General features: G+C 70.7%; 29 protein-coding genes and 1 pseudogene. 21 read left to right on the plus strand and 9 right to left on the minus strand.

Annotation, left to right across the window (positions count from 1 at the left end; genetic code table 11):
- From GWK61_RS19855 to GWK61_RS19900, 11 genes and pseudogenes are all read left to right on the plus strand, one after another.
- A pseudogene (locus GWK61_RS19855) lies at positions 1–309 on the plus strand (hypothetical protein); the annotation flags it as partial.
- Positions 309–560, plus strand: coding sequence for a MoaD/ThiS family protein (locus GWK61_RS19860; protein WP_194910189.1), 252 nt, complete (start codon positions 309–311; stop codon positions 558–560). The pseudogene GWK61_RS19855 and the gene GWK61_RS19860, both read left to right, overlap by 1 nt.
- A gap of 53 nt (positions 561–613) precedes the next feature.
- Entirely contained in the window at positions 614–1,843 is a 1,230-nt protein-coding gene (locus GWK61_RS19865; protein WP_194910191.1) for a hypothetical protein, read from the plus strand.
- The gene (locus tag GWK61_RS19870) at positions 1,840–2,601 is read left to right on the plus strand and encodes an LmeA family phospholipid-binding protein (RefSeq protein WP_194910192.1); all 762 of its coding nucleotides are present in this window, start codon (positions 1,840–1,842) and stop codon (positions 2,599–2,601) included. The genes GWK61_RS19865 and GWK61_RS19870 overlap by 4 nt, the downstream gene beginning before the upstream one ends.
- 251 nt (positions 2,602–2,852) lie before the next feature.
- The gene (locus GWK61_RS19875) at positions 2,853–3,386 is read left to right on the plus strand and encodes a sigma-70 family RNA polymerase sigma factor (RefSeq protein ID WP_194910193.1); all 534 of its coding nucleotides are present in this window, start codon (positions 2,853–2,855) and stop codon (positions 3,384–3,386) included.
- On the plus strand, positions 3,383–4,072 hold the full coding sequence (locus tag GWK61_RS19880) for an anti-sigma factor family protein (RefSeq protein WP_194910194.1): 690 nt from the start codon (positions 3,383–3,385) through the stop codon (positions 4,070–4,072). Before GWK61_RS19875 ends, GWK61_RS19880 begins: the two co-directional genes overlap by 4 nt.
- 100 nt (positions 4,073–4,172) lie before the next feature.
- The gene (locus GWK61_RS60830) at positions 4,173–4,253 is read left to right on the plus strand and encodes an Ms5788A family Cys-rich leader peptide (RefSeq protein ID WP_344661945.1); all 81 of its coding nucleotides are present in this window, start codon (positions 4,173–4,175) and stop codon (positions 4,251–4,253) included.
- Positions 4,254–4,459: 206 nt separating this feature from the next.
- The gene (locus tag GWK61_RS19885; protein ID WP_194910195.1) at positions 4,460–5,323 is read left to right on the plus strand and encodes a sulfurtransferase; all 864 of its coding nucleotides are present in this window, start codon (positions 4,460–4,462) and stop codon (positions 5,321–5,323) included.
- The gene (locus GWK61_RS19890; protein ID WP_015796793.1) at positions 5,320–5,619 is read left to right on the plus strand and encodes a DUF1416 domain-containing protein; all 300 of its coding nucleotides are present in this window, start codon (positions 5,320–5,322) and stop codon (positions 5,617–5,619) included. Before GWK61_RS19885 ends, GWK61_RS19890 begins: the two co-directional genes overlap by 4 nt.
- Positions 5,620–5,973: 354 nt before the next feature.
- The gene (locus GWK61_RS19895) at positions 5,974–6,507 is read left to right on the plus strand and encodes a heme-binding beta-barrel domain-containing protein (protein ID WP_194910196.1); all 534 of its coding nucleotides are present in this window, start codon (positions 5,974–5,976) and stop codon (positions 6,505–6,507) included.
- A gap of 68 nt (positions 6,508–6,575) precedes the next feature.
- Positions 6,576–7,043, plus strand: a complete 468-nt coding sequence (locus GWK61_RS19900) for a Fur family transcriptional regulator (RefSeq protein ID WP_194910197.1) — start codon at positions 6,576–6,578, stop codon at positions 7,041–7,043.
- A gap of 28 nt (positions 7,044–7,071) precedes the next feature.
- Here the strand turns inward: GWK61_RS19900 and GWK61_RS19905 are convergent, their stop codons facing one another.
- Positions 7,072–8,454 (minus strand): hypothetical protein, encoded by a 1,383-nt coding sequence (locus GWK61_RS19905; RefSeq protein WP_194910199.1) that lies wholly within the window; start codon positions 8,452–8,454, stop codon positions 7,072–7,074.
- 96 nt (positions 8,455–8,550) lie between these two features.
- On the opposite strand from GWK61_RS19905, the gene ygfZ reads away from it, so the two are divergent.
- The 4 genes from ygfZ (at position 8,551) to GWK61_RS19925 (ending at position 12,375) form a co-directional block, all read left to right on the plus strand.
- A complete protein-coding gene (gene ygfZ, locus GWK61_RS19910; RefSeq protein WP_194910201.1) occupies positions 8,551–9,558 on the plus strand; it encodes a CAF17-like 4Fe-4S cluster assembly/insertion protein YgfZ in 1,008 nt (335 codons plus the stop codon).
- Positions 9,559–9,766: 208 nt separating this feature from the next.
- Positions 9,767–10,327, plus strand: a complete 561-nt coding sequence (locus GWK61_RS19915) for an RsiG family protein (protein ID WP_194910203.1) — start codon at positions 9,767–9,769, stop codon at positions 10,325–10,327.
- Between the two features lie 8 nt (positions 10,328–10,335).
- A complete protein-coding gene (locus GWK61_RS19920; protein WP_194910205.1) occupies positions 10,336–11,292 on the plus strand; it encodes an asparaginase in 957 nt (318 codons plus the stop codon).
- A gap of 87 nt (positions 11,293–11,379) precedes the next feature.
- On the plus strand, positions 11,380–12,375 hold the full coding sequence (locus GWK61_RS19925; protein ID WP_194910207.1) for a DUF5996 family protein: 996 nt from the start codon (positions 11,380–11,382) through the stop codon (positions 12,373–12,375).
- 84 nt (positions 12,376–12,459) lie between these two features.
- Here GWK61_RS19925 and GWK61_RS19930 read toward each other — a convergent pair whose 3' ends face one another.
- The 3 genes from GWK61_RS19930 to GWK61_RS19940 all read right to left on the minus strand — a co-directional run bounded on the left by GWK61_RS19930 (position 12,460) and on the right by GWK61_RS19940 (position 14,741).
- Positions 12,460–12,798, minus strand: coding sequence for a hypothetical protein (locus GWK61_RS19930; protein WP_194910209.1), 339 nt, complete (start codon positions 12,796–12,798; stop codon positions 12,460–12,462).
- A gap of 73 nt (positions 12,799–12,871) precedes the next feature.
- Entirely contained in the window at positions 12,872–14,197 is a 1,326-nt protein-coding gene (locus GWK61_RS19935; protein WP_194910211.1) for an RNA polymerase sigma factor, read from the minus strand.
- A gap of 124 nt (positions 14,198–14,321) precedes the next feature.
- On the minus strand, positions 14,322–14,741 hold the full coding sequence (locus GWK61_RS19940; protein WP_194910213.1) for a YciI family protein: 420 nt from the start codon (positions 14,739–14,741) through the stop codon (positions 14,322–14,324).
- 153 nt (positions 14,742–14,894) lie between these two features.
- On the opposite strand from GWK61_RS19940, the gene GWK61_RS19945 reads away from it, so the two are divergent.
- On the plus strand, positions 14,895–15,269 hold the full coding sequence (locus GWK61_RS19945; protein ID WP_194910216.1) for a PadR family transcriptional regulator: 375 nt from the start codon (positions 14,895–14,897) through the stop codon (positions 15,267–15,269).
- Positions 15,266–16,276 carry a permease prefix domain 1-containing protein gene (locus GWK61_RS19950; RefSeq protein ID WP_194910217.1) on the plus strand — a complete coding sequence of 337 codons (1,011 nt, stop codon included), beginning with the start codon at positions 15,266–15,268 and terminating at the stop codon, positions 16,274–16,276. Before GWK61_RS19945 ends, GWK61_RS19950 begins: the two co-directional genes overlap by 4 nt.
- Here GWK61_RS19950 and GWK61_RS19955 read toward each other — a convergent pair.
- Positions 16,197–17,705: an MFS transporter gene (locus tag GWK61_RS19955; protein WP_228562609.1), complete on the minus strand. Its 1,509-nt coding sequence runs from the start codon at positions 17,703–17,705 to the stop codon at positions 16,197–16,199. The genes GWK61_RS19950 and GWK61_RS19955 overlap by 80 nt on opposite strands.
- 328 nt (positions 17,706–18,033) lie before the next feature.
- Here GWK61_RS19955 and GWK61_RS19960 point away from each other — a divergent pair, with 328 nt between their 5' ends.
- Positions 18,034–18,537, plus strand: a complete 504-nt coding sequence (locus tag GWK61_RS19960) for a MarR family winged helix-turn-helix transcriptional regulator (protein WP_194910219.1) — start codon at positions 18,034–18,036, stop codon at positions 18,535–18,537.
- A 555-nt stretch (positions 18,538–19,092) separates the two neighbouring features.
- Here the strand turns inward: GWK61_RS19960 and GWK61_RS19965 are convergent.
- The 4 genes from GWK61_RS19965 to GWK61_RS19980 form a co-directional block, all read right to left on the minus strand.
- Positions 19,093–19,989, minus strand: coding sequence for an alpha/beta fold hydrolase (locus tag GWK61_RS19965; RefSeq protein WP_194910221.1), 897 nt, complete (start codon positions 19,987–19,989; stop codon positions 19,093–19,095).
- Positions 19,986–20,312 carry a DUF2516 family protein gene (locus GWK61_RS19970; RefSeq protein ID WP_194910223.1) on the minus strand — a complete coding sequence of 109 codons (327 nt, stop codon included), beginning with the start codon at positions 20,310–20,312 and terminating at the stop codon, positions 19,986–19,988. The genes GWK61_RS19965 and GWK61_RS19970 overlap by 4 nt, the downstream gene beginning before the upstream one ends.
- Before the next feature lie 180 nt (positions 20,313–20,492).
- Positions 20,493–21,206, minus strand: coding sequence for a hypothetical protein (locus GWK61_RS19975; RefSeq protein ID WP_194910224.1), 714 nt, complete (start codon positions 21,204–21,206; stop codon positions 20,493–20,495).
- A gap of 16 nt (positions 21,207–21,222) precedes the next feature.
- Positions 21,223–21,696, minus strand: a complete 474-nt coding sequence (locus GWK61_RS19980) for a helix-turn-helix domain-containing protein (protein WP_194910225.1) — start codon at positions 21,694–21,696, stop codon at positions 21,223–21,225.
- 862 nt (positions 21,697–22,558) lie between these two features.
- On the opposite strand from GWK61_RS19980, the gene mshA reads away from it, so the two are divergent.
- From mshA to GWK61_RS19995, 3 genes are all read left to right on the plus strand, one after another.
- A complete protein-coding gene (gene mshA / locus GWK61_RS19985; RefSeq protein WP_194910226.1) occupies positions 22,559–23,842 on the plus strand; it encodes a D-inositol-3-phosphate glycosyltransferase in 1,284 nt (427 codons plus the stop codon).
- An 86-nt stretch (positions 23,843–23,928) separates the two neighbouring features.
- Entirely contained in the window at positions 23,929–24,477 is a 549-nt protein-coding gene (locus GWK61_RS19990; protein WP_194910227.1) for a type III secretion system chaperone family protein, read from the plus strand.
- A 9-nt stretch (positions 24,478–24,486) separates the two neighbouring features.
- Positions 24,487–25,242 (plus strand): phosphoglyceromutase, encoded by a 756-nt coding sequence (locus GWK61_RS19995; protein WP_194910228.1) that lies wholly within the window; start codon positions 24,487–24,489, stop codon positions 25,240–25,242.
- Positions 25,243–25,259 lie beyond the last annotated feature (17 nt).

Raw genomic sequence — 25,259 nt, forward strand, 5'->3', positions numbered from 1 at the left:
GTGCGGGGGCTGGCGGTGCCGGGTGACGGTGCCGGGGGTGACAGCACTGGTGAAGCTGCTGATGCGCTGGCCGGGGAGGACGATCGAGAGCGCAGATATAGAGGACGCGACGGGGAAGCAGGCGGAGGCAAGGTTGGCGGTCGCGGCAAGGCAGGCGGCGCGCGAGGCGGCGGTGCATTCGGCAAGGTAGACGGTGGCGAGGCAGCAGGCGACGGCGAAGGCGGCGGTGGTCTCGGCGAGGCTGGCGGCGGCGAGCCCGGCGCGGGCGAGACCGGCAAGGCTGGCGAGGTCATGGAAGGCGAGGCGTGATGAGCGGGCTGATCCGCTACTGGGCGGCGGCGAAGGCGGCGGCGGGTGTCGCCGAGGAGGCGTTCGAGGGGGAGGTGCTGGCCGAGGTGCTGGCCGCTGCGGTGGCGCGGCATGGTGTGCGGCTCGGTGAGGTGGTGCGGCGGGCGTCGTTCCTGGTGGACGGGGCGCCGGTGGGGCGGCGTGATCCGGCCGACGTGCGGTTGGCCGAGGGGGCGGTGGTCGAGGTGCTTCCGCCGTTCGCCGGAGGCTGAGCGAGGCGGCTGATACCTTGCAGACGGGTAGGCGTCGGCAGGAGGAACTCAGGGTGGGCGAGTACACGGGCCGACGGCGTGGGCGGGCGGCTTCCGAGCCGTCGGCGCAGGAGCCCGAGTACGTGTATCCGGAGGACCCCGCCTACCAACAGGGTTACTTCGCCGATGACTCCTCTTATGCTGACCCCTCTTATGCGCAGCAGCCTGAGGGCTACGGATACGAGTACGGCTACGAGCACCCGGTAGCGGAGTACCAGGGCTACGAGACCCAGCAGCAGTACGGGTACGAGGCGGCTCCGGCGTACGAACAGCCGCCGCAGCCGCACCAGGGCTACGAATACGCTCCGGATCCTGCATACGGGTACCAGAACGCTCCCAGCTACGAGCAGTACCCCAGTCCCAGTTACGAGCAGTACCCCAGCTATGAGCAGCAGCCGAGCTATGAGCAGTACGACCAGAGTCAGAGCTACGAACAACAGCAGGGCGCGTATTACGAGGACTACCCGCAGGAGGGCTACCAAGAGGCCTATCCCCAAGAAGGCTATGAGGGCTACCAAGAGCCCTACTACGAAGAGCCTTTTGAGGAACCGCCGGTGCAGTCCCGCCGTCGCCGATCCGCACCTGCTGCCGAGTCCTACGCCGAGCCGTACCAGGACGACTACTCAGGTGAGTACTCCGACGACTACGCCCCTGCGCGCGAAAACCTAGCCCGCCCCCGCCTCTCCCTGCTACAGCACCTCCCCTACGCCGGCGCAGCGACAGCAGCCATAGCCGTCACCGCCTTCGTCTCCGCCAAAGCCGTGGCCGCCGTGGTCCTCCCGCTCCAACTCGTCGTCGCCTGGGCCGTCCTCGACCTCGCCGGCTTCGCCTCCCGCCGCACCGCCGTCCTCGCGGCGCTCCCGGCGATGGCCGGTGCCGCCGCGACCTTCAAGTTCCAGCCCGACGACGCCGTGCTCCCCGCCGCCGCGGGCCTCGGTGCCGGGTTCGTCCTGGTCGCCGCGGACGCCGTGTTCCGCGCCCGGCGGCGCGGTGTCGAGCCCGGCGCGGTCCGCGCGCTCGCCGCCGCCGCCTCGGCGCTGCTCTTCGCCGGTCTGACCGGCCTGTTCGTGCCCGCCGCGGTGCTGCACCTCACCTCGGTCGCGGCCGGCGCCGTGGTCTGCGCGGTGCTGTCGGTGTCCGCCGCGCGCAACGCCGAACTGGGTGCGAGCCGGGCCGCGGTCGTCGCGATACCGGTCACGATCGCCGCCCTGGCTTCGTACGCCGCGGCTATCCTCGTCCCATGACTTCCGAGGAGGGGCTCGACCAGCTGCAGTGGCAGGCGCATCCGCCGCCGGTCAGACGCCGCAAGTGGCCGACCAGGCTGGCGATCACGCTGCTGGTGCTCGTGGGTCTGTTCGTGGCCGCGGACCGGATCACGGTGGGCATCGCGGAGAGCCAGATCGCCAAACGCATCCAACAATCGCAGAACCTCCAGTCCAAACCCTCCGTCGCCATCGCGAACTTCCCGTTCCTGACCCAGCTGATCGGCATGAAGCTGGACAAGGTCTCGGTCGACGCGCGGGGCATCACCCGCAACGGCGTCCGGGTCACCGATCTGCACGTGGACCTCAAGGGCGTCGCGCCCTCCGACGGCTTCAAGCAGGCCGACGTCGACCACCTGTCCGGCACCGCGCTGTTCAGCTGGACCGACATGGAGTCGGCGGCCGCCGCGCAGGGTCTGGACGTGACGCTGACCGACGGGCCGGACAACACCGTCCGGGTCACCGGCAACATCCCCGGCCTGGGCAAGACCACCCTGCAGAGCCACCTGTCGCTGGCCGCGGGCAACCGCCTGCAGCTCACGGCGTCGAAGGTCGAGTCCTCCTCCCTGGGCCTGGCCGGTCGCGTCCCGCGCGAGCTGGACTTCCCGATCAACGTCGGCACCCTGCCGATGCAGCTCACCCTCCAGATGGCCAACATGCAGACCTCGGCCGACGGGCTGCGCGTCTACGCCGAGGCCGACCACGTGCTGGTCACGGGTTCGGGCGTGTCCTCCGGCTGAGGCCTCGCGGCAGGCCCTCACCGGGAACACGACCACTTTCCGTCCCGCGATGGAGATATACGTACGCGCCCCGGCGGCGGTTCGATCTCACAAATCGCCGCCGGCGTCAGCGCTCCCACCAGCGCTTCCTCAACTCCGCCGCACCGGCCCCGCCCGATCCGCTGTCGAACGGCCGCCGGCGATGACATCATCTGCGTGTGACGTGGTGGCGGCGGGTTGAACCGGAACCTCCGGCTTTCCGTGTCCCCGGTGTGGACGTCGCGAGCGCGGACGCGGAGCGTCTCAGATCCCTCTACGCGGACCACGCGGGCCCGCTGCTCGGGTACGTCCTCAAACTGACCGACGGCGACCGGGGCCGGGCCGAGGACGTGGTGCAGGAGACCTTCCTGCGGGCCTGGCAGCACGCCGAGGCGTTCGCGCCGGACCGCGGCTCGCCGCGGGCCTGGCTGTGCACGGTCGCCCGGAACATCGTGGTGGACCAGGCACGCGCCCGGCGCTCCCGGCCCCGGGAAGTCGGCGACGAGGGACTTGCACTGGGGACCGCCCGCGAGGCGGTCGTCGAAGACGATCACGACCGGATGCTGCTGGGATGGGAGGTGGCCGAAGCGATGACGACATTGAGCCCCGACCACCGTGCGGTGCTCCGGGAGACGTACTTCAAGGGCCTGTCCGTGTCCGAAGCCGCCGACGTACTCGGCATTCCCCCAGGTACCGTCAAATCGCGTACGTACTATGCGTTGCGCGCGCTGCGGGCCGCTTTCGAGGAACGGGGGATCAAACCGTGAACCGGGAAGCAGAGGTGCGGCCCGGCGCCTGCGACAACGAGGACCTGCGGATCGCCGTCGGGGCCCTCGCTCTCGGGGCGCTGGATCCGGACGAGGCCCGCGAGGTGCGCCGGCACATGGCCGAGTGCCCCGAGTGCCAGGAGGAGTACGCCTCGTTCGTCGGCGTGAAACGGGTCATGGACATCGGGCTGGTCGGGGCGCCGATGCCGGAGCTGCCCGAGCCGGTGCCGCCGCGCCGGCGCTCGCCGTTCCGCAGCCCTGTCCCCGCGCCGTTCCGCGCTCCGCGCCACCGCCGGATCCTCGTCGGCGCAGGCAGCTTCGCCGGCGCGATGGCGCTGGTCATCGGCGGTTTCTGGGCCGGGCACAGTAGGTCGGCGACCGCTCCCGGCGAGGCCCTGCCCGCCGTGACGCAGAGCGGCGTGACCGCCCAGATCTCCTACCAGGACCACGGCTGGGGGACCTCGGTCACCGCGACGATGAGCGGGACCCCGAACGGCCTGACCTGCACCCTCTATGTCGTGGCCAAGAACCAGGCCGTGGTCCAGCTCTCGAACTGGCGGTCGGTGGCCGGCAAGGCGATCGCGATCCCGGCCGCGACCTCGCTGCCCGCGGCGCAGATCGACCACTTCGAGGTGAAGGTCACCGGCTGGGGCGCGTACGACATCACCGTGCCGATGACCTCCTGAAAGCCGGGCGTGACCAGCGCGGTGTAAAAAACATAAGACCGTCGTCTCACAGTGCGGTACGTGCGTGACACCGCCCCGAGGCGTCTCTAGAGTCGGTGACATGAAGCAGCAGGCGGACTTCACCAAGCGACGCGCAGTCGATCTGTGCCGCGTCGCCGCCTGCCTGTGTCGAATGCGCTGACCCCGGAGGGTCGGCTGCTTCCGTGACCCCGTCTTCGTGGGGACACGACGCCCGACCGCTGTAGCACGGGCGGCCCTCTGCCATCAGCGCGGACCCAAGCAAGACACCTTCGTGCTTCCGCATGCCCGCGGACCTGGAACAACCGTGTCCGCGAGCACCACCTCACTCCGATCGATCCGAACCCGAACCATCCGGAGGGACTCCCCATGAGTCGCAACGACGTCCTGGTCGACGCCGACTGGGTCCAGGCGCACCTGGACGACCCGAAAGTCGTCCTCGTCGAGGTCGACGAGGACACCGCCGCCTACGACAAGAACCACATCCGCAACGCCGTCCGGATCGACTGGAAGCGCGACCTGCAGGACCCGGTCCGCCGGGACTTCGTGAACCAGCAGCAGTTCGAGGCCCTGCTCTCCGAGCGCGGCATCGCCAACGACGACACCGTGGTGCTCTACGGCGGCAACAACAACTGGTTCGCGTCCTACGCGTACTGGTACTTCAAGCTCTACGGCCACAGCGACGTCAAGCTCCTCGACGGCGGCCGCAAGAAGTGGGAGCTGGACTCCCGCGAGCTGGTCGTCGAGCAGCCGACCCGCGCCGCCACCACCTACACGGCGCAGCCGCAGAACCAGGCGCTGCGCGCCTATCGCGACGACGTCGTGGCCGCGATCGGCACCGACAACCTGGTCGACGTGCGCAGCCCCGACGAGTACTCCGGCAAGCTGCTGGCCCCGGCCCACCTGCCGCAGGAGCAGTCGCAGCGCCCCGGCCACGTGCCGACCGCGCGCAACATCCCGTGGTCCAAGGCGGCCAACGACGACGGCACCTTCCGCTCCGACGACGAGCTGACCGAGCTGTACGAGGCCGAGGGCGTGGACCTGGCCAAGGACACCATCGCCTACTGCCGCATCGGCGAGCGCTCGGCGCACACCTGGTTCGTCCTGCACGAGCTGCTGGGCCAGGCCAACGTGAAGAACTACGACGGTTCGTGGACCGAGTACGGCTCGCTGGTCGGCGTGCCGGTCGCGCTCGGCTCCAACCCCGGCTCGCCCGAGGGCGGCCAGCAATGACGGCCTCGTGCGGCGCCCCCGCCGGCGGATTCAGCATCGAAGGAGTGGACGTGGCGAAGGAAACTGTCATCCAGGGAGCGGTCAGCCGCGACGGCGCGCCGGTGACCGGGTACGTGCGGCTGCTGGACAGCACCGGCGAGTTCACCGCCGAGGTCCCGACCAGCCCGGAGGGCGGCTTCCGCTTCTTCGCGGCCCCGGGCACCTGGACCGTGCGCGCGCTGGTGCCCGGCGGCACCGTGGACGCCTCGGTCGAGGCGACGCTGGGCGAGGTCGCCGAGGTCGCGCTCGCGGTGTGAGTTGCTTGAGCTGCTTGGCTTGAGCGTCTTGGTCTGAGCGAGGCCGGAACCCCGGAAGTGTGAGGGGAGCGCCCGCCACCGATCGGTTGATCGGCGGCGGGCGCCTTCGTGTCCGCGACCCGGTCCTGACCTCGATCCTGACCTCGGTCCCGGCCTCGATCCGACCCCCGTCCGGCGCGTCCGGACCCCGCCACCCGAAGAGACCCAGCTCACCGAACAGCGCCCCACCCGCTCCGATAAACTCCCCACCATGACCGTCCAGACTCTGTTCGACATCCTTTTGGTCCTGGTGGCCCTCGCCGTCGTGTGGTTCGCGTCCTTCACGGTGCTGCGGCTGTTCAAGGGCCAGAACTGATGCCGCTGGAGATCCCGTCCGACCTGCACCCGGACTGTGTGCCGCTGGCGTTCCTGCTGGGCACCTGGGCCGGCGCGGGGGTCGGCGGGTACCCGACTATCGAGTCGTTCAACTTCGGGCAGGAGGCCGTGTTCTCCTACACGCCGAACAAGCCCTACCTGAAGTACGAGTCGCGCTCCTGGCTGCTCGACGAGGACGGCAACCAGGTCCGGCCGCTGGCCATGGAGTCCGGCTACTGGCGTCCCCGGGCCCGCACCGAGGAGAACGGCACCGCGGGCACCACCCGCACCCAGCTGGAAGTGGTGCTGGCGCACCCCACCGGCATCTCCGAGATCTGGGTCGGCGAGGCGGACGGCGCGAAGATCGAGCTGCGCACCGACGTGGTCGCGCGCACCGAGACGGCCAAGGAGTACACCGCGGGACACCGTCTGTACGGTCTGGTCCAGGGCGATCTGCTGTGGGCGTTCGACATGGCGGCCATGGGCCAGTCGATGCAGTCGCACCTCTCGGCGCAGCTCAAGCCGGTCAAGTAAGTCTTCCGGGAACTCTGCGCATATGGACGGTGGCGACCGCTGTCCCCACCCGGTGGGATAGTGGTGGTATGGAAACCGCGCCCACGGACCTGACGAAGGAGCTGCGCGCGAAGGGCTACCGCCTCACGCCGCAGCGGCAGTTCGTCCTGCAAGCCGTGGCCGCCATGGACCACGCCACCCCCGAGGCCATCTGCGAGGAGGTCCGCCGCACCGCCCGCGGCGTGAACCTGTCGACGGTCTACCGGACCCTGGAGCTGCTCGAAGAGCTCGGTCTGGTCACCCACACCCACCTGGGCCACGGCGCGCAGATCTACCACACGGCTGATCAGCCTGCGCACGTGCACCTGGTGTGCCGGGGCTGCGGGCGCATTCTGGAGGCCGCCGACTCCGCCGCCGAACCGCTGGTGCAGCGGCTGAAGCAGGACTACGGCTTCGAGACGGACGTGCGACACCTGGCGGTGTTCGGGACGTGCGCGGAGTGCTCCGCGCGGCAGCAGGACGAAGAACGAGGCGAGTTGGAAGACGAGGCTTCCTGACCGGAGCCGGCGACCTCAACCAGAATCGTCACACCGAGTTCCGCAGCCACTTCGTGAAGCCCTGCGTGAACTGATCCGTGGTGGTTCCCAGGACGCTCTTCATTGCGTCGTCGATACAGGTGGAATCGGTCGCGTGCTTGTAGACGGCCAGGACGAACTGGTCGACCTTCTCAGGGCTGTACTCGTCGGCCATATAACGGATCGCCATGTGTGAGTAGAAGTAGTTCAGCCCGGACGTGTCGGAGTCGGAGCTGTAGACCTGGCTGTCCGTGGGGAGCGCATGGGGAACGCCGTGCTTGCGTACGTAGGCGTGCAGCGTGTCTCCGTCATAGAGGAGTTCTGACGTCGAGTACATCCTCTGCGATTCCCACTCCGCGAACCCCTCTATGACCCACAGGTGCTGCTGTCCGGAGGTCGCGCTCTGGTCCTCGAACGGACCGATCATCGCGTGCGCCATCTCGTGCTTGAACACGATGTCGGCGTCGGCCGGGTCGGCGTTCTTGTACTGCGTGGTGTCGACCGCTATACGGGAGCTCGGATAGAAGCCGTTTTCCTTGTCCGCCGCGGCTATAGGCACCGTCACCCCGACCGACTCCGCGCGGTTCTGGCTGTATATCGCCTCGTAGCGGGAGCGGTCGGCGGTGAGGAAGACGGCGAAGCCGGGTGCCGTGCCCGAGCCGCCGGTCCAGTGCGCGAAGTCGTACTCCGCGTCGCGCTCCAGAGCGTCCGCATGGTTCTTGGCGAAGGACGCCGACGTGTCGTCCGCCATGATCACCACCTTCGGCCGGGTGAGCACCGTGAGACCGGCCACGGCGTCCCAGGGCGCCGGGTAGTTGTGCTCCGAGGCGGCGCCGTCGACCGCGGTCACCCGCAGGGGAGCGTTCGGGCCGGTGCGCTGCACGGTCCACTTGTAGCGTTCCTCGACCGGGACGCTGTCCACACCGGTTATCTGGTGGTCGAAGGCCACCGTGACGGTCGCGGTCGTGCCCTGCGGGAGGGTGCTCTGGTCGTCGATCATGGTGACCGAGTAGATCGCGGTGGTGAAGGGGATCTTCTCCAGGTTGTCGAACAGTTGCCCCTGGCGTGTGACCAGATCCGAATGCCCGGGATCGACGGCCGCGACGAAGCCGGCGCGGTTCTTGGCCTTCAACGCCGCGGAGTGCGCCGCCACGAACGTGTCGAGGTCGGTGATCGATATGGAGTCGTCCGGCGTGCTCGCGGCGGTTGGAGGCTCGGTGGTCGGGCTGCTCGAAGAGCTCGCGGGCCGGGAACCGGCCGACGGCTGGGCGGCCGGCGCGCCGTGCCCCGGGTGCTTCTCCGCCGTCGCCGCCGCGAGGCCGCCGACCGCGAGCGTGCCGGCCACGGCCAGCGCGGCGCACGCCACCCACGTGGTCCGTGTCGGCCTTGCCATGGATTTCCCCGCCCTGCGCGTTACATCTGATCGAGCCCCCGCGTGCGGGGAGAACGGCAGCGTAACAGGCGTTTTGCGATAGGAGAGACTAGACCCATGACGAGCCCCTTGCTGACCCTGCCCGCCGCCGTCCCGGCCGACGCGCCGGACACCGGAGTAGCCGCACACTACGGCGATCCGCACGGCGAGCAGCGCCGGCTGTCGGAGGAGCACCGCGGGTTCGTGGACCTGTCGCACCGCGGCGTGCTGCGGGTGTCCGGGCCGGACCGGCTGACCTGGCTGCACTCGTTCACCAGCCAGCACCTGGAGTCGCTGAAGCCGGGGGTGGCCGTCGAGGCGCTGATCCTGTCGCCCCAGGGCCGGGTCGAGCACGCGCTCTATCTGGTGGACGACGGCGAGGCGACCTGGTTCCACGTGGAACCGGGCACCGCGCCGGAGGTGCTGGCGTTCCTGGAGCGGATGCGCTTCATGATGCGCGTCGAGCCGGAGGACGTGACCGACCGCTATGCGCTGGTGCTCACGACCGGCCCGGTGCCCGAGGGCGTGCTGGCCCGCGAGGTGGAGCTGGGCCACGAGCTGTTCCTCCCCAGGGAGCGCCTTGCGGACTTCGCCAAGGACGGCGGCGCGGGAGACCCCGTGGGCATGTGGGCCTACGAAGCCCTCCGGATCGCCGCGCACCGGCCGCGCGTCGGCCTGGAGACCGACGACCGCACCATCCCGCACGAGATCGACTGGATCGCCTCCGAAGGCCACCCGGGCGCGGTGCACCTGAACAAGGGCTGCTACCGGGGCCAGGAGACGGTCGCGCGTGTGGACAACCTCGGCCACCCGCCACGCCGCCTGGTCTTCCTGCACCTGGACGGCACCCCCGAGCGGCTGCCGGCACACGGCACCGACGTCACCACTGCCGACGGCCGCGTGGTCGGCCAGGTGACCTCCGCCGCGCGTCACTACGAGCTCGGCCATGTCGCGCTCGCCGTGGTGAAGCGCGCCACACCGGTCGAGGACCAGCTGCTCGCCGACGGCATCCCGGCGGCACAGGAGATCGTGGTGGCGCCGGACGCCGGCGCGAACCGGCGGCCGACGTTCCGCGCCGCGCGCTGAGCGGGGTCTGCGGGCTAAGCGGAGTCGGGCTAAGCAGAGTAAGCGAAGTAAGACCGGCTTGGGGAGCGGCGAGCGGGTAAGGGGAAGAGCGGCGAGCAGTCTGACAAGTCGGAAGGCCACCGCTCCAACGCCCGCCACGCCATCGCGATCGGGTGGCGATACCCCCAACCTCAATCCCCGCTATTCCCCACCATGGAACGATGCTGTTATGGGCACCCAAGCCACCAGACTCGACCGCGTCCTCGTCGCCGCCCGCCGCCCGGACGCAGAGGTCGAGGCCCTCGAACTCGCCGCGATCCGCCGCGAGCGCGGTGCGGCGCTGCGCGAGGAGACCGAGCTCTCCTACCTGCGCCGGGTCCTGCACGGCCGCATCGACATAATCGACGCCGAACTCCGCCGGCGTGCCGCCGGCTCTCCGGAGCCCCTGGTCCAGTCCCTGGCGGCGATCCTCGCCGACGATCCGCCGGCGAACGCGCGCTCGCCGCGGCACATGGAGATCGTCATCGTGCCCGACCCCGATCCGGGGGAGTACCGCTCGCAGATGGAGGAGCGCATCGACGCGGTGGGCCCGGCGATCGTGCTGGACCTGTCCGACGGGCAGCTGGCCGACGCGCGGCTGACGCTGAAGGCCTATGAGCGGGAGGTATCCGAGTACCGGCGCATCGCGCAGTCCGTGATCGACCGGTTCGCGGCGGAGCTGACGCGCCGCTACCGTGAGGGGCAGGCAACCGTCGACGATCTGCTCAATGAGGAGCAGAAGATGGAGTAACACCGCACATGACCGCACAGGGAGTCGTCCCCCTCGCCGAGATAGTCCGTTCCGGGTTCACCGAGGGGTGGCACGACGGCCGCCTGGTGGCCCTGGCCGCCGACGGCAGCGTCGAGTTCGCCTACGGCGACGTGGAGGCGGTGATGATGCCGCGGTCCAGCAACAAACCGATGCAGGCGGTCGCCATGCTGGAGAACGGCCTGGACCTGACCGGCGAACTCCTGGCGCTGGCCGCGGCCTCGCACGCCGGCGAGCCCTTCCACCTGGAGGGCGTGCGCAAGATCCTGGCCGGCGCGGGCCTGGACGAGCGGATGCTGGCCTGCCCGCTGGACTGGCCGCTGGCCGAGCAGGCGAAGCTGGCGATGGTCCGGGCCGGCGGCGACAAGCAGCGCGTCACCATGAACTGCTCCGGCAAGCACGCCGCGATGCTCGCCACGTGTGTGATCAATCACTGGCCGACCGCCGACTACCTCGCTCCGGACCACCCGATGCAGCGCGCCTCCCGCACCGCGGTCGAGCGGCTGTCCGGCGAGCAGGTCCACCACGACGCGGTCGACGGCTGCGGCGCCCCGCTCTACGGCATCTCGCTCGTCGGCCTGGCCCGCGCCTTCCGCGCCGCGGTCCTGGCCGCCCCGGCCACCCCCGAGCGCCGCGTCGCCGACGCCATGCGCGCCCACCCCGAGTACGTCTCCGGCACCGACCGGATCGACACCGACCTGATGGCCGGCGTCCCCGGCCTGCTGGCCAAGGGCGGCGCCGAGGGCGTGCAGGCGGTGGCGCTGCCCGACGGCCGCGCGGTCGCGCTCAAGGTCGGCGACGGCGACCACGAGCGCCGCGCGGTGGGCCCGGTGCTGGTCGCCGCGCTGCGCCGGCTCGGCGTCGAGGCCCCGGTGCTCAGCCGGTACGCCGAGTCCCCGCTGTTGGGCGGCGGGCACCCGGTCGGCGCCGTGCGCTCCGCGATCTAGAGCGTCATTCAGACAGTTCCAGGGACAGTTCCAAGTGGGGCGCTCTATGACGGGCGCCCCGCCGGTTTCCCGCTTAGGCTCGCGAACATGACCGAGTCGCCGTGGACCCCGTCGGAAGTCCTCCCCGCCCTCCCCTACGAGGAGTGGCGTCCCACGCGGGAGACCCTGCACCGCTATCTGCAGATCGTCGGCAAGATCGCCCTCGCGCGGGGCATCCGCCGCAACCACTGGTGGCACATGACGTTGCGGAACCAGCCGCGCGGCTGGTCCACCGTCGAACTCGGCACGGCGCAGCAGGGTCCGCTGTTCACCTGCGAATTCGACTTCTTCGACCACGTCCTGCGCATCGACACCGATCACGGGGGCCAGGCACTGGTGCCGCTGACGGACCAGACGGTCGCGTCCTTCTACAACCAGACTCAGGACGCTCTGCGTTCGCTGGACGTCGATCCGCATATAGCGCATCCGCACCCTTATGACCTCCCGGACAAAGAGCGTCCGTTCGCGGAGGACACAGAGCACAAGACCTATGTGCCGGAACACGCGCATCGCGCCTTCAAGGTCTACAGCCAGGTGGGCCGCATCCTGGAGGAGTTCAGCGCGTCCTTCTCCGGCAAGGTCAGCCCGGTCCAGGTCTTCTGGCACACGTTCGACATCGCCACCCAGCGCTACTCGCCGCGCCAGATCCCCACGCCGGACGGTATGGACGAGGCGACCCGCGAGTCCTACTCCCGGGAGCAGATCAGCTCCGGGTTCTGGTACGGCGACCCCGACACCCCGGAGCCCACGTTCTACTCCTATACGTATCCCGAGCCCAAGGGGATCGAGGAGAAGACGCTGCGTCCCGAGCCCGCTCGGTGGGTCACCGCGCGGGGGAGCCACACCGCGTACTACTCCTATGACGAGGCGCGTACGTCGGGCGATCCTGTGGGCTGCGCACTGGCCTTCTACGAGTCCGCATACGAGGCCGGCGCGGAACTCGCGAACTGGGATCATGCGGCTCTGGCGTGCTGGGACGGCATCACTGATCCGCTGCTGCGCAGCAAAGAGCCGCTCGGACGGCACTGGCCCGAGCGGCCCTGAGCGTTTCTCCACCTAAGCGATTTTCGGCCTAGGCGTTTCTCCGCTTAAGCGTTGTCTCCCTGAGAGGTTTCCAGAGGCAGCTCGTCAGCCGCCCCACACCCACCACTTCGCCGACTTCGTCATGTACTTCGTCCGGAAGTCGGGGTCGGCGACCGCTGGATTCTCGTCTACGACGTAGACGATCACCTGGTTCCACTGGCCCTTGGTCAGCGGTGCGGTGGTCAGGTCCAGGCTGGTCTCGCCCAGCGACCCGGTGACCGCGGTGCCGTTGACGCCCCAGTACACCTCGTAGGTCGCGCCGACCAGCGGGATCAGGTCGGCGGTGAGGGTGACGCCGTTCTTCGCGCTGATCCCGGACCAGTACGACACCGCGTCCTCGCCCGGGACGTGCGACAACGGCTCGCAGCCGCAGGCGGATTGCATGTCGGATGTCGTCGACCTGACCAAGTGAGCTGATTAAGTGAGCTGACCAGCTGAGCTGATCGAGTGAGCTGAATCAGGGATCGCACGCGGCGGCGCGCGCCATCAGGAGCGCGCGCTCCCGCGTGTTCGCGGTCAACCCGGCGGCGCGCTCGAACTCCTCCCGCGCCTCGGTGAGGCGACCGAGCCGGACCAGCAGGTCGCCGCGCACGCTGGGCAGCAGGTGGTAGCCCCGCATGGCGCGCAGCCCGGTGAGCGCGTCGGTGATCGCCAAGCCGGCTTCCGGGCCTTCGGCCATACCGACCGCGACCGCGCGGTTCAGTTCCACGACCGGGGATCGGGTCTGCTGCACCAGCCGCTGGTAGAGGTCGGCGATGAGCTGCCAGTCGGTGTCCTCGGCGGAGTGGGCCCGGGCGTGACACGCGGCTAGTGCGGCCTGGAGGTGGTACGTGCCCGGCTCGACGGCCGCAGGGTTTTGCGAATCCGGATCGGGTGCGGCTGCTGCTGCCTTCGCGACTTCCGCCGCGAACTCCCGGTCGGCGCGCACCAGCGCGGCCAGCCCGCGCTCGATCTGCGGCCGGTCCCACTTCGTCCGGTCCTGGTCCAGCAGCAGCACCGGCTCCCCGTCGGGACCGGTCCGGGCGTGCCGCCGCGAGTCCTGGATCTCCATCAGCGCCACCAGCGCGTGCACTTCCGGCTCGGCCGGCATCAGCCCGGCCAGCACGCGGCCCAGCCTCAGCGCCTCCGCGCACAGGTCGGCGCGCAGCCAGTCGTCGCCGGCGGTGGCCGAGTAGCCCTCGTTGAAGATCAGGTAGACGACCTCCAACACCGAGGCCAGGCGCCGGCGGCGCTCGGGGCCGTCGGGGACCTCGAACGCCACCCCGGCGTCGGCCAGCGCGCGTTTGGCCCGCACGACGCGCTGCGCGGCCGTGGCCTCCGGGACCAGGAAGGCGCGCGCGATCTCGGCGGTGGTCAGGCCGCCGAGGACGCGCAGCGTGAGTGCGACCCGGGCCTCCGCCGAGAGCACCGGGTGGCAGGCCGTGAAGACCAGGCGCAGGAGGTCGTCGTCGATGGCGGTGTCGGACCGCGCGGCGTCCACCGCGTCCACCGTGTCCAGGACCGCGCCGTCCTCGTAGCCCTCGCCGTCGATCTCCAGCTCGCGGCCGAGCTCCCCGACCTTGCGGCGCAGGGTCTCGGCCCGCCGCTTGCCGACCGCGGTCAGCCAGGCGCCGGGGTTGGCCGGCACCCCTTCGGCCGGCCACTGCTCCAGCGCCGCGACCAGCGCGTCCTGCGCCAGCTCCTCGGCCAGTCCCAGATCGCCGGTGTAGCGGGCCAGGGTGGCCACGACCCGGGCCGCCTCCAGCCGCCACACTGCCTCGACGGTCTCGGTCGCCTGCGCCATACCGCCAGTCTGGCAGCCGGAGCGGGAGGCGGCCGGGTCGCGGGGGCGCCGGGTCACCCCGGCGACGTCGCTCGCGTGAGTGTTGGTCGCTGCTTGCTACTGACTGTTCGCTACTGGCTGCCTGCTACTGGTCGAGCTGCTGCCGCAGTTGCTGCTGGGCCTCGCGCAGCTCCGGCGAGAACTCCACCTCGAGCTCGTCCATCGAGCCGATCGACCGCACCTCCAGCGTCACCCCGCCGCCGAACGGCGCGCGCTTCACCCACTCCAGCGCCTCCTCCAGCGAGGAGGTCTCAAGCAGCCAGTAGCCGGCGATGATCTCCTTGGCCTCGGTGAACGGCCCGTCGATGACCGTGCGCCGCTCGGTGTCGTCGAATCGCACCTTCGCGGCGGCCGAGGTCGGCTTCAGGCCCTCGGCGGCGAGCAGCACGCCGGCCTTCGCGAGCTGGTTGTTGTAGGCGGCCATCTCCTCGAACAGCTCAGTCGGCGGCATGACCCCGGCCTCGGACTCGGCACTGCCCGGTACGAAGACGATGAACTTCGGCATGGCGGTCGCTCCTCACGTCGTGGCTGGTCGGTCCAGCCTCTCTGACTGCGTCGGACGGCGCGCGGCGGAATCGACACCGGACGCGGAAGATTTTTCGGCGTCCGCCCGCGACGCCCTTGATACCGAGACTCCCTAAGCCTAGGCTTCCTAGGTATGAGCCAGGACATGATGCGCGGACACCTCGACGGTCTGGTGCTCGCGGTGCTCGCCACCGGGCCGTCGCACGGCTACGGACTCATCGAGGCACTGCGCGACCGCAGCGGCGGGGTCTTCGACCTGCCCGAGGGCTCGGTGTACCCGGCCCTGCACCGGTTGGAGCGGACCGGACTGGTGGCCAGCGGCTGGTCCGAGGTCGGCGGACGCCGGCGGCGCGTCTACAGCCTGACGGTCTCCGGCCGGCGCGCGGCCGAGGAGCGGCGCACCGAGTGGCGGTCGTTCTCGGCGGCGGTGGAGCGGGTGTTCGGCGGCGGCGACCGGTCCGAGGCCGGTCCGGGCGCCGGATTCGCGGACGGGGCAGTCGCGCGATGAGCTACCGCTCGATCGAGGCCTACACCGACGACCTGGCCTGGCGGCTCCGCATCGGGATGCGCGGACGGCGGCGCATCGTCAGCGAGGTCACGGCTCATCTCGCCGATCTCGTCGCCGAGGAGGAGGCAGCGGGCCTCACGCCGCAGGCCGCTGCGCGCCGGGCGACCACCCGCTTCGGCGCCCCGGGGGAACTGGCCGCAGAGTTCAACCGCGACTGCGCCTTGCACAGTGCGCGGATCGCGGCGTGGGCGTTGGTGGCGTGTGTGGCGGCGGCAGTCGGCGCCGCCGGGCTTGCGAATCGAGGCGGGGCACCGGCGGTGCCGTGGCCGGATCAGGCTGCCTACTTCGCCGTTCCCGTGCTGCTGGGGCAGGTGGCGGCGATGTGCGCCGGGACCGCGTTCCTTCTGGTGGTGTTCGCGCCTTGGCTGCTGGGCCGGACTCCGCGGAGCCTGGCGACGGCGGTTCGGGCGCAGGCCGTAGCGGTTCTGGCCTTGGCGCCGATCGCTGTGATCTCGGCCGGGAACATCGCTCACTCCGCGTGGGACGTGGGTGCGATGTCGGCGCTGGTGGCGCTCGCCGTGCCGGTCGCGCTGGTCTTCAGCGTCCGTTCCGCACTGCGCGTCGGGACCGCGTCCGGAGGTACTTCGACCCTTGACGTGATCGCAGACTGCTGCGAGGCGCTGGCGATGCGATGGACGTGGAGTACTCGGCTGTACGAGTTGGTGACCGGCGTCTGGTCGGCGGCGGTCGAGCGGATGCCGCGTCTGATGAGCTGGCTGGAGATGCGGCGGCATCCGTGGCGCTCGGCGGTCACCCTCTCGGTGGCGGCGGGGATCGCGTTGAAGGCGCCGGACTTGCTGAAGGGTGACCTCGACGTGCCCGCCGCCGCGATCGAGGCAGTTGCGGCGTTCCTCGGCTACTGCTTGTTCAGTGGCCTGCTCGGGCTGCGGACGCGTAACCGTCGCGGCGCGGTGCGGGTCGAGGGCCTTGAGGCGGTGCAGGCGTAGCCGGCGTACCGACGCGCCGCAGCACGACCACCGCGACCACCAGCGCCGCCGCCAGCAGGACGACGCCGATCGTGAACGCCACGTGGTAGCCGCCGCTCAGCGCCTCCGCCGGAGTGCGGCCCGCGCTGAGCAGGCGCGCCGTGCGGCCGGCGGCCAGCGTGGACAGCACCGCGGCGCCGACGGCCGCCCCGACCTGCGCCGTCGTGTTGTAGAGCCCGGAGACCAGGCCGGCGTCCTGGTCGCGGGCGCCGGCCATGCCCAGGCCGGCCGTCGCGGGCATCGCCAGGCCGCCGCCGGCGATCAGCAGCATGGTCGGGAGCAGGTCGCGGACGTAATTCGCGTGTGTCGGCATGCGGAGCAGCAGCGCGAGCGCGCCGGTGAGCATCGCCAGGCCGGTGATCAGGATGCTGCGGGCGCCGAACTTCGCGATCAGCCGGGCCGAGACGCCCAGCGCCACGCCGCCGATCGCCACCGCCGCCGGGAGCATCGCCAGGCCGCTCTCGGTGGCGTCGTAACCGAGCACCTTCTGCATGTACTGCGCGACCATGATCTGGAAGGCGAACATCGCCGCGATCATCAGCATCTGCACGATGTTCGCGCCGGCCACGCCGCGTGAGCGCAGGATCCGTAGCGGCATCAGCGGATTCGCGGCGGTGGCCTGGCGGACGAAGAACCCTGCGATCAGCAGCGCGGACAGCGCCGCCAGGCCCAGCGTGCGGGCCGAGCCCCAGCCGTGGTCCGCGGTGCCGATCACGGTGTAGATGCCGAGCATCAGGCCGCCGGTGACCAGCAGCGCGCCGCTCACGTCGACGCCGGCCCGCAGGCCCTGGCCCCGGTCGGCCGGGATCGCCTTCACCGCCGCGGCCAGCGTCAGCACGCCGATCGGGATGTTGATCAGGAAGATCCAGTGCCAGCTCAGCGCGTCGGTCAGCACCCCGCCGAGCACCTGGCCGATCGAGGCCCCGGCGGCGCCGGTGAAGGCGAAGACGCCCAGCGCCTTGGCCCGCTCGCGTGGCTCGGTGAACAGCGTCACCAGGATGCCCAGGCTCACCGCCGAGGACGCCGCGCCCCCGACGCCCTGTGCGAACCGGGCCGCGACCAGCATCGCCGGCGAGGTCGCGGCCCCGGCCACGACCGAAGCGGCCAGGAAGAGCGCGATGCCGGCCAGGAACATCCGCTTGCGGCCGAGCAGGTCGCCGAGCCGGCCGGCGAGCAGCAGCAGGCCGCCGAAGGCCAGCTGGTAGCCGTTCACCACCCAGCTCAGCCCGGCCGGCGAGAAACCCAGACGGGACTGGATGTCGGGCATGGCGACCGTGACGATGCTGCCGTCCAGCACCGCCATCAGGGCACTGGCGGCGATCACGGCGAGGGCTAGGCGCCTTGTGCTGCCGGCGCGGGGTGCAGGGGATGCGGGGGATTCGAGGGACATGCGATCACTCCTGGACGCGGGAAGTCGGGACGCGGCCGGGTGCCGGGGTGGCGGGCTCGCGGGATGCCGGCCTGCCGAGCTACCGGCCTGCCAGCCTGCTGAGCTGCTGAGCTGTCGGGCTGTCGGGCTTGCAAACTGCCGAGTTGCCGAGCCGCCTAGCCACCGTGCTGCTGCGCTGTCGGCCTAGCAGGTTGGCGGGTTGGCGGGTTGGCGGGTTGGCGAGCTGCACCGTGTTGCCGTCATGAATGACCGTAGCGGATAGTTTTGAAGCAGACAATCCCTCTCGGGAAGATCTGCTGGCGGAGTTCTCGCGGAGTAGACTGGCGCCATGACCTCCCTGGCCCCCGCGCATCCCGCAGGCGCTGTGGCGTGTACGGCGCCCGACCTGTCCTTCCTGCTCGACCACACCTCCCACGTGCTGCGGACCAAGATGGCCGCGGCGCTGGCCGAGGTCGGTATGACCGCGCGCATGCACTGCGTGCTGGTCAAGGCGCTGGAGGAGGAGCGCACGCAGATCCAGATCGCCGAGATCGGCGACATGGACAAGACCACGATGGTGGTGACCGTCGACGCCCTGGAGAAGGCGGGGCTGGCCGAGCGCCGCCCCTCAGCCACCGACCGCAGGGCCCGGATCATCGCCGTCACCGACACCGGCGCCGAGATGGCGAAGCGGACGCAGGAGATCGTCGATCGCGTACACGCCGAGGCGATCGGTTCCCTGCCGGAGGAGATGCGCCCGGTGTTGCTGGAGGCGCTGAAGCTGCTGACCCGTGGCCACCTCGCGACGCCGGAGGAAAGTCCGGCGGGGGCGCGGCGGGCTCGGCAGGCGTGAGGATCCCGTATGCGAGAGACCTGCCCGCGAAGGTTCCGACTCGCTCGGCGCGCGTGCGGATACGGGCTCTGACCTGCTGCTGAAGATGTGGAGCGCCGCGGCGGGGGGCGTCCCAGGCCCGCCCACGCCGCGACGCTTGGAGTCATCAGAGCATGAGTCCGTTAAGCGGGCTTTAAAGGAGACCATTCTGTGCTCATCTGCGGGAACACCGAACCGCCCGCCCGACGTGGCCGCGGCTCAGGGAGGAGGGCTGAGCGGCCTCGTCGGACGGGCGGTCCGGGTCTTGCATCCCACACACCAGACGCCGCGAAGGGCGTCTCCCACCGGTCCACTTTCGGGGGTCTTCAAATTTGACCCGACGCCCCGGTCCGAAAGGACCGGGGCCCAGCATGGCCGTCTCGTCAGCAGCCACACCGTCCGGGAGTCGGGCTCTCCCGGGTTTTTCGGGGGTGAGATAACTATGACCCGGCTGTCCCTCGGTTTCGCTGAGACCGCTGTGAGAAAACCCTGAGAAAAGAAATCGCAGGTAGAGGCCGGTGCGTTACCGAACGTATATCAACGCTGAAGAGCGTCCGTTGAGGTAAGGAATCCCGCAATGAGTTCCCTGAGTTCGGCGCGATGGCCCCAGAGTGCGCCAGCCTCGTCGAAGACGGTCAGGCGGGCCGTCGGGAGCGCGTCCGCGATGCGGCGTGCGGCCTCGACCGGGTGCGCCGGGTCGCCCTCCTGGGCGATCACGAGCACCGGGATCCGGACGGCGCGCAGCCGCTCCAGGCCCTGCGGGTCCAGTGGCACAGCGGCGGCAAGCGGGAGCCAGCGTCGAGGGTCGCCGTCCTCGGCGATGAGTTCTTTGGCGCGGCGCTCGGCCCAGGCTTCGGCGATGCGGGTGTCGCGGACCGCGAGCGGCTGCGTGCGCAGCAGGGCGTCGGCGACGCCCAGCGCGTCCGCGGCGGCCAGCCGGTCGGCAAGGTCGCGATGCGGGGCGACGGCCTCGGGGCGGCGCGGGACGTCGGCGACGGCCGGCAGGTAGAGCACCACGCGCTCGAAGCGGTCGGGGGTACGGCTGAGGATGCGCAGAAGCGTGGCCGCGCCGAGGGAGACGCCGAGGGCGGCGGTGGCGTGCTCGTGGTCGGCGACGGCGAGCGCGGCCGCGGCGAGGGTGTCGTAGCCGAGCGGATCCGGGCCGGTGGAGCGGCCGTGGCCGGGCAGGTGCGCGAAGACCTTGCGGCCGGGGACGCCGGAGGCCAGGGGGCGGGTGTCCTCGATGGAACCGGCCAGGCCGTGGAGGAAGAGGGTGGTCGGGGGCGCCGGGGTGTCGGCGGAGGTGTCGGCGCAGGCGCCGTTGTCGGCACCGGCGCTGGAGCCGGCACTGGTATTGGAACCGGCGCCGGCGCACGCGTACTCGACGATCCCGCCGCCGGCCGGGCCGGCGTAGGGCAGCGTCAGGGTCCTCACCAGGGGCCGTACGGACCCTGGTTGCTGCCGCTCTTGCGGTTGCCGCCGGAGACTTCCTTCAGTGCCGGGCGGACGTCGACCCAGTACACCATCGCGACGACCACGCCGATGATGGTGAACAGCAGGCCCAGGATCAGGTTCGCGGCGATGGCCACGGTGAGGATGATCAGCCAGCCGGGCTTGGTGAGCTTGCCGGCGGCGCGGTAGGCGTCCTCGCGCCGCATGGCGGCGTCGACGAGGACGACGACCTGCCCGACCAGCACGGCCAGGGAGATGATGGCGAGGAAGCTGGAGAGGCCGTCGCGCAGGGCGGAACCGATCATGTCGCCGTCCTCCTTCTAGGGTTGCGGCCCGGAGGCCTGCCGGTCGTTACGTTCAACGTACGCGACCGGCGGGCTCGTTCCCAGTCTCCTCGCGATCTACCACGCGATCTACCAATGGTGAGGCGATCAAGGTTGAGGCGATCGATGGTGAGGCGATCCATCGACGGCTCGCCGCGGCGCTCAGGCCTGGTCGGCCTTCTTGGCGGCGGTGCCGTTGGCGGAGCGGCGGGGCGTGGCCTTCTTGGCGGTGGTGCCGGCGGCCTTGGGCTTGGGCTGCTCGGCGGTGGCCTTCGGAGCGGCGGCGGGCTTGGCGGCGGAGGCGTCGGCCTTCGGCGCGGCGGTAGTGGCGGCGGCAGCGGTGGGCTTGTCGGCGGCCTCGGTCTTCGGCTCGTCGTCCTCGATCACCACGACCGACTCGACCCGCACCGGCTCGGCACCGCTCGTCTCCTGCACCGTGACGACCTCGACGTCGGTGACCCGGCCCGCGAGCACGCGCTCGACGACGGCCTTGCCCCGCTCGGAGTAGCCGTCGTAGGTCTCCACGGCCTTGCCCGCGACCTCCAGGGCCCGGCCGACCTGCATGAGCAGCAGGGTCTGGGCCTTCTCGCGCGCGGCGCGCAGGTCCGGCTCGGCGATGCGGTCGCGCAGCGCCTTGGCGTCGTCCTGCAGCTGCCCCAGCGCGATCTTCGACTGCACGGTCTCGGCGACCCCGGCGACCTTGCCGGCCACGGAGGTGGCGACCTCGCCGGCCTTGCCCCCGGCCTCGCTCAGCAGCGAGGGGGCGTCCTTGAGCGCCGACACGGCGGCGTCCCCGACGCCGGCGGCGAAGTAGAAGGGCTTGGGGTTGGTGACGGTGGTCGTCACGGTCTTGCGGGCGCTGTCCACGAGGTTCATGAGGATGCCTCTCGATTCACTGCTCGGTGAGCCCGGCCTTCGCCGGACCATGGGTGGTTTCGGTGGATTCGTCGTCCGGGGCGGCCGGCTCGTCCGCCACCGCCGCATCCCGGGCGCTCTCAATACGGAACGCCTCATAGATGTCGAGCAGCGCACGCTTCTGCCGCGCGTTGAGCCACGGATCGCCCGCCACGGCGGAGCGCACGTCACGGCCGTCGGTCGCCGCGTCCCCATCGACGTCGACGCCCCCGTCCAGCAACCCGGCCCGCACATAAAGCGTCTCGGCCGAGATCCGCAGCGCCTTGGCCAACTGCTGCAGGATCTCCGCACTGGGCTTGCGCAACCCCCGCTCGATCTGACTGAGGTAGGGGTTCGACACCCCCGCGGCCTGCGCCAGCTGCCGCACGGAGTACTGCGCGTTGCGGCGCTGCTCGCGGATGTACTCGCCGAGCGGTCCGATCGGGATGGCTCCCAGGGGGTTGTGGGGCATGGGTTCAGGGTGGCACGCGAGTGCTTGCAATTGCAAGCGGGTGCTTGCTGGTGTGACGAGGGGCACGTCGTCGAGTTCGTATCTCAGAGCCCGTACTGATGCCGGGGGCGCTCCGTAACCGCGCGACGACGGCCCAGCGTCCGCCACCCCTCCGCGACGGCAAAATCACCCAATCCCTGGCGGTGTTTTTCCGGTGGCCGTTCCCTTGGCGGGCTGCTCCGAGTGGCCTCGCGGGCCCGGCGGATGCCCTTCCGGAGCCTCGGAAAGCGCCCGAAATAAAGACGCCGATACTCGCCACCCCCGCGCCATACGCCGCGGGATTCGTCTTTGACCTGCGGTGGAAGGCTCAGTGCCAGGCATCTACTACGATGCGTAGTCAGTTTTCTTATGTGGTTTTGACATCGGACATGCCACTCTGAGAGCCCTCCGAGGGAGCCCGACCCTCGGCGGTGTGCGAGTGCAGACCCGCGCGCCTGCCCGGCCCCGCTCCGTTCGCGTCCCCGCGTGATCGGTTGTGCGGGGCCGGGTCCTTTTTCGGCGTTTCTTCCGCTGCTTCGCGCCGGGCGTGTTCCTCCTCACACGTGGCCGTCGCGCGGGGGTTCACTAGTGTGGTCCGGCACGCATCGCGCGTGCTCAAGCCGCCTGTCTCACACCTCAGTCGCCTCTGAACCCGCTGCGGGGCTGCCACGTAGAGTCATCCGATGATCGGACCGTCGTGCGGTGCCCGCCCCGCCGGGGAATGCGCCGCCGAGGTCCTGCCGTTGCATCGTTGTCGGCCACGGCCGCCGGCCACGTTCGCGTGGCCCGGTTGCGCGCCTGTGACGACGCCCCCGGATGGCCCCGATGTAGGAGGTAGAGCGCCGTGGAATCGCTGCCCAGGCGTGTGGCGCTCCTTTCCGTGCACACTTCTCCGCTGCACCAGCCGGGTACCGGCGACGCGGGAGGCATGAACGTCTACATCGTCGAGCTCTCGCGCCGGCTGGCCGATCTGGGCATCGAGGTGGAGATCTTCACGCGGGCCACCACCGGCGCGCTGCCACCGGCCGTGGATCTCGCGCCCGGCGTTCTGGTGCGGCACGTCACCGCCGGTCCCTATGAGGGCCTGTCCAAGGAGGACTTGCCGGGGCAGCTGTGCGCCTTCACCTCCGGCGTCCTGCGGACCGAGGCGATGCACGAGCCCGGCTACTACGACCTGATCCACTCCCACTACTGGCTCTCCGGCCAGGTGGGCTGGCTGGCGAAGGAGCGGTGGGGCGTCCCGCTCATCCACTCCATGCACACCCTCGGCAAGGTCAAGAACGCCGCGCTCGCGCTCGGTGACGATCCCGAGCCGACGGCCCGGCTGGTCGGCGAGGACCAGGTCGTGGACGCCGCCGACCGGCTGATCGCCAACACCGACCAGGAGGCCTCCGAGCTGGTGCGGCTCTACGGGGCCGATCCGGAACGGGTCTCGACCGTGAACCCCGGGGTGGACCTGGACCGCTTCCGTCCGGGGGACAAGCGCGCGGCGCGGGAGTCGTTGGGGCTGCCGGCGGACGCCTCGGTCCTGCTGTTCGTCGGCCGGATCCAGCCGCTGAAGGCCCCGGACGTGCTGCTGCGGACCGCCGCCGAGCTGATAGCCCGCGACCCGGAGCGGCGCGAGAAGCTGGTCGTCGCGGTGGTCGGCGGGCCGAGCGGGTCCGGGCTGGCCGAGCCCACTCACCTGCACCGGCTGGCGCGCCGGCTCGGCATCGCCGACGTGGTGCGCTTCGTGAAGCCGGTGGACCAGACCCGGCTGGCCGACTGGTACCGGGCCGCGGACATAGCGGTCGTGCCGTCCTACAGCGAGTCCTTCGGGCTGGTCGCGATCGAGGCGCAGGCCTGCGGTACGCCGGTGGTGGCGGCGCGGGTCGGCGGGCTGGCCACCGCGGTGGCCGACGGCCGCTCCGGCACGCTGGTCACCGGGCACGACCCCGGGGACTACGCCACCGCGACCGCCCGGCTGCTCGACACGCCGCACCTGCTGGCCGACTACGGCGAGAACGCCGTCGAGCACGCCGCGCGCTTCGGGTGGTCGGCCACGGCCGCCGCGACCGCCGACGTCTACAGCCGCTCGATCGAGGATCTGCGCGCGCTCCGGTACCGGGAGTTGTGCGCCGGGCAGTAGCGGTAGCGGCGGCAGCAGGGCGGTATCCGCACCAGCCTCAGTAGGGCGGGAGTTGCCCGGCGCCGCGTCGGCAATAGGGTCGTCCCATGGGTGGTGATCGAGAAAGCCTCAAGGCCGCCGCGCGCGCGGCGGTGCGGGACGCGGTGGCCGACGCGGGGGTCGAGTACGAGCAGCCCGACGAGGGCACGTTCGTCGTGAAGCTCCCCGGCGAGCACAAGCTGTGGACCACGTGCTCGCTGGTGGTCGGCGACCATACGCTGTCGCTCAACGCCTTCGTGGCGCGCCGTCCTGACGAGAACCACGAGGGCGTCTACCGCTGGCTCCTGGAGCGCAACACCCGGCTCGGCTCGCTGGCCTTCGCGCTGGACCGGCTCGGCGACGTCTACCTGGTCGGTCGGCTGCCGCTCGGCCTGATCACCGCCGAGACCGTGGACCAGCTGCTCGGCGAGGCGGTCGCGGCCTCCGACTCCTCCTTCGACCAGCTGCTGGAGCTGGGTTTCGCCTCGGCGATCCGCCGCGAGTGGGAGTGGCGGACCTCCCGCGGGGAGTCGCTGGCGAACCTCGCGGCGTTCCGCCATCTCATCGAGCGGACACCCGACACCCGGGACGAGAGCGGGCCCGTACCCCCGAAGTAGGCTGGCGCCATGACCGCCGAATACCGCCTCATCCTGCTCCGCCACGGCGAGAGCGAGTGGAACGCCAAGAACCTGTTCACCGGCTGGGTGGACGTCAATCTCAACGCCAAGGGCGAGGCCGAGGCCGTGCGCGGCGGCGAACTGCTGCGCGAGCACGACCTGCTGCCGGACGTGGTCCACACCTCGGTGCTCCGCCGCGCGATCCGCACCGCGAACCTGTCGCTGGAGGCCGCCGACCGGCACTGGATCCCGGTGCGCCGCAGCTGGCGCCTCAACGAGCGGCACTACGGCGCGCTGCAGGGCAAGGACAAGGCCGCGACCCTGGCGGAGTTCGGCGAGGAGCAGTTCATGCTCTGGCGCCGCTCCTACGACGTCCCGCCGCCGGCCCTCGCCCTGGACGACAAGTACTCGCAGTTCGACGACGCACGCTACGCGGGCCTCCCGACCGAACTGCGCCCGCAGACCGAGTGCCTGAAGGACGTCGTCGGCCGCATGCTGCCGTACTGGTACGACGCGATCGTCCCCGACCTGCGCGGCGGCAACACCGTCCTGGTGGCCGCGCACGGCAACTCCCTGCGCGCACTGGTGAAGCACCTCGACGGCATCTCCGACGCGGACATCGCGGGCCTGAACATCCCCACCGGCATCCCGCTGCTCTACACGCTGGACGCCGACTTCCGCCCGACGAAGACCGGCGGCGAGTACCTGGACCCGGCTGCTGCGGCGGAGTCGATCGAGGCGGTCAAGAACCAGGGGAAGAAGTAGCATCGAGGCACGAAAGA

The sequence above is a fragment of the Catenulispora rubra genome, assembly GCF_015356825.1.
Classification (GTDB): Bacteria; Actinomycetota; Actinomycetes; order Streptomycetales; family Catenulisporaceae; genus Catenulispora; species Catenulispora rubra.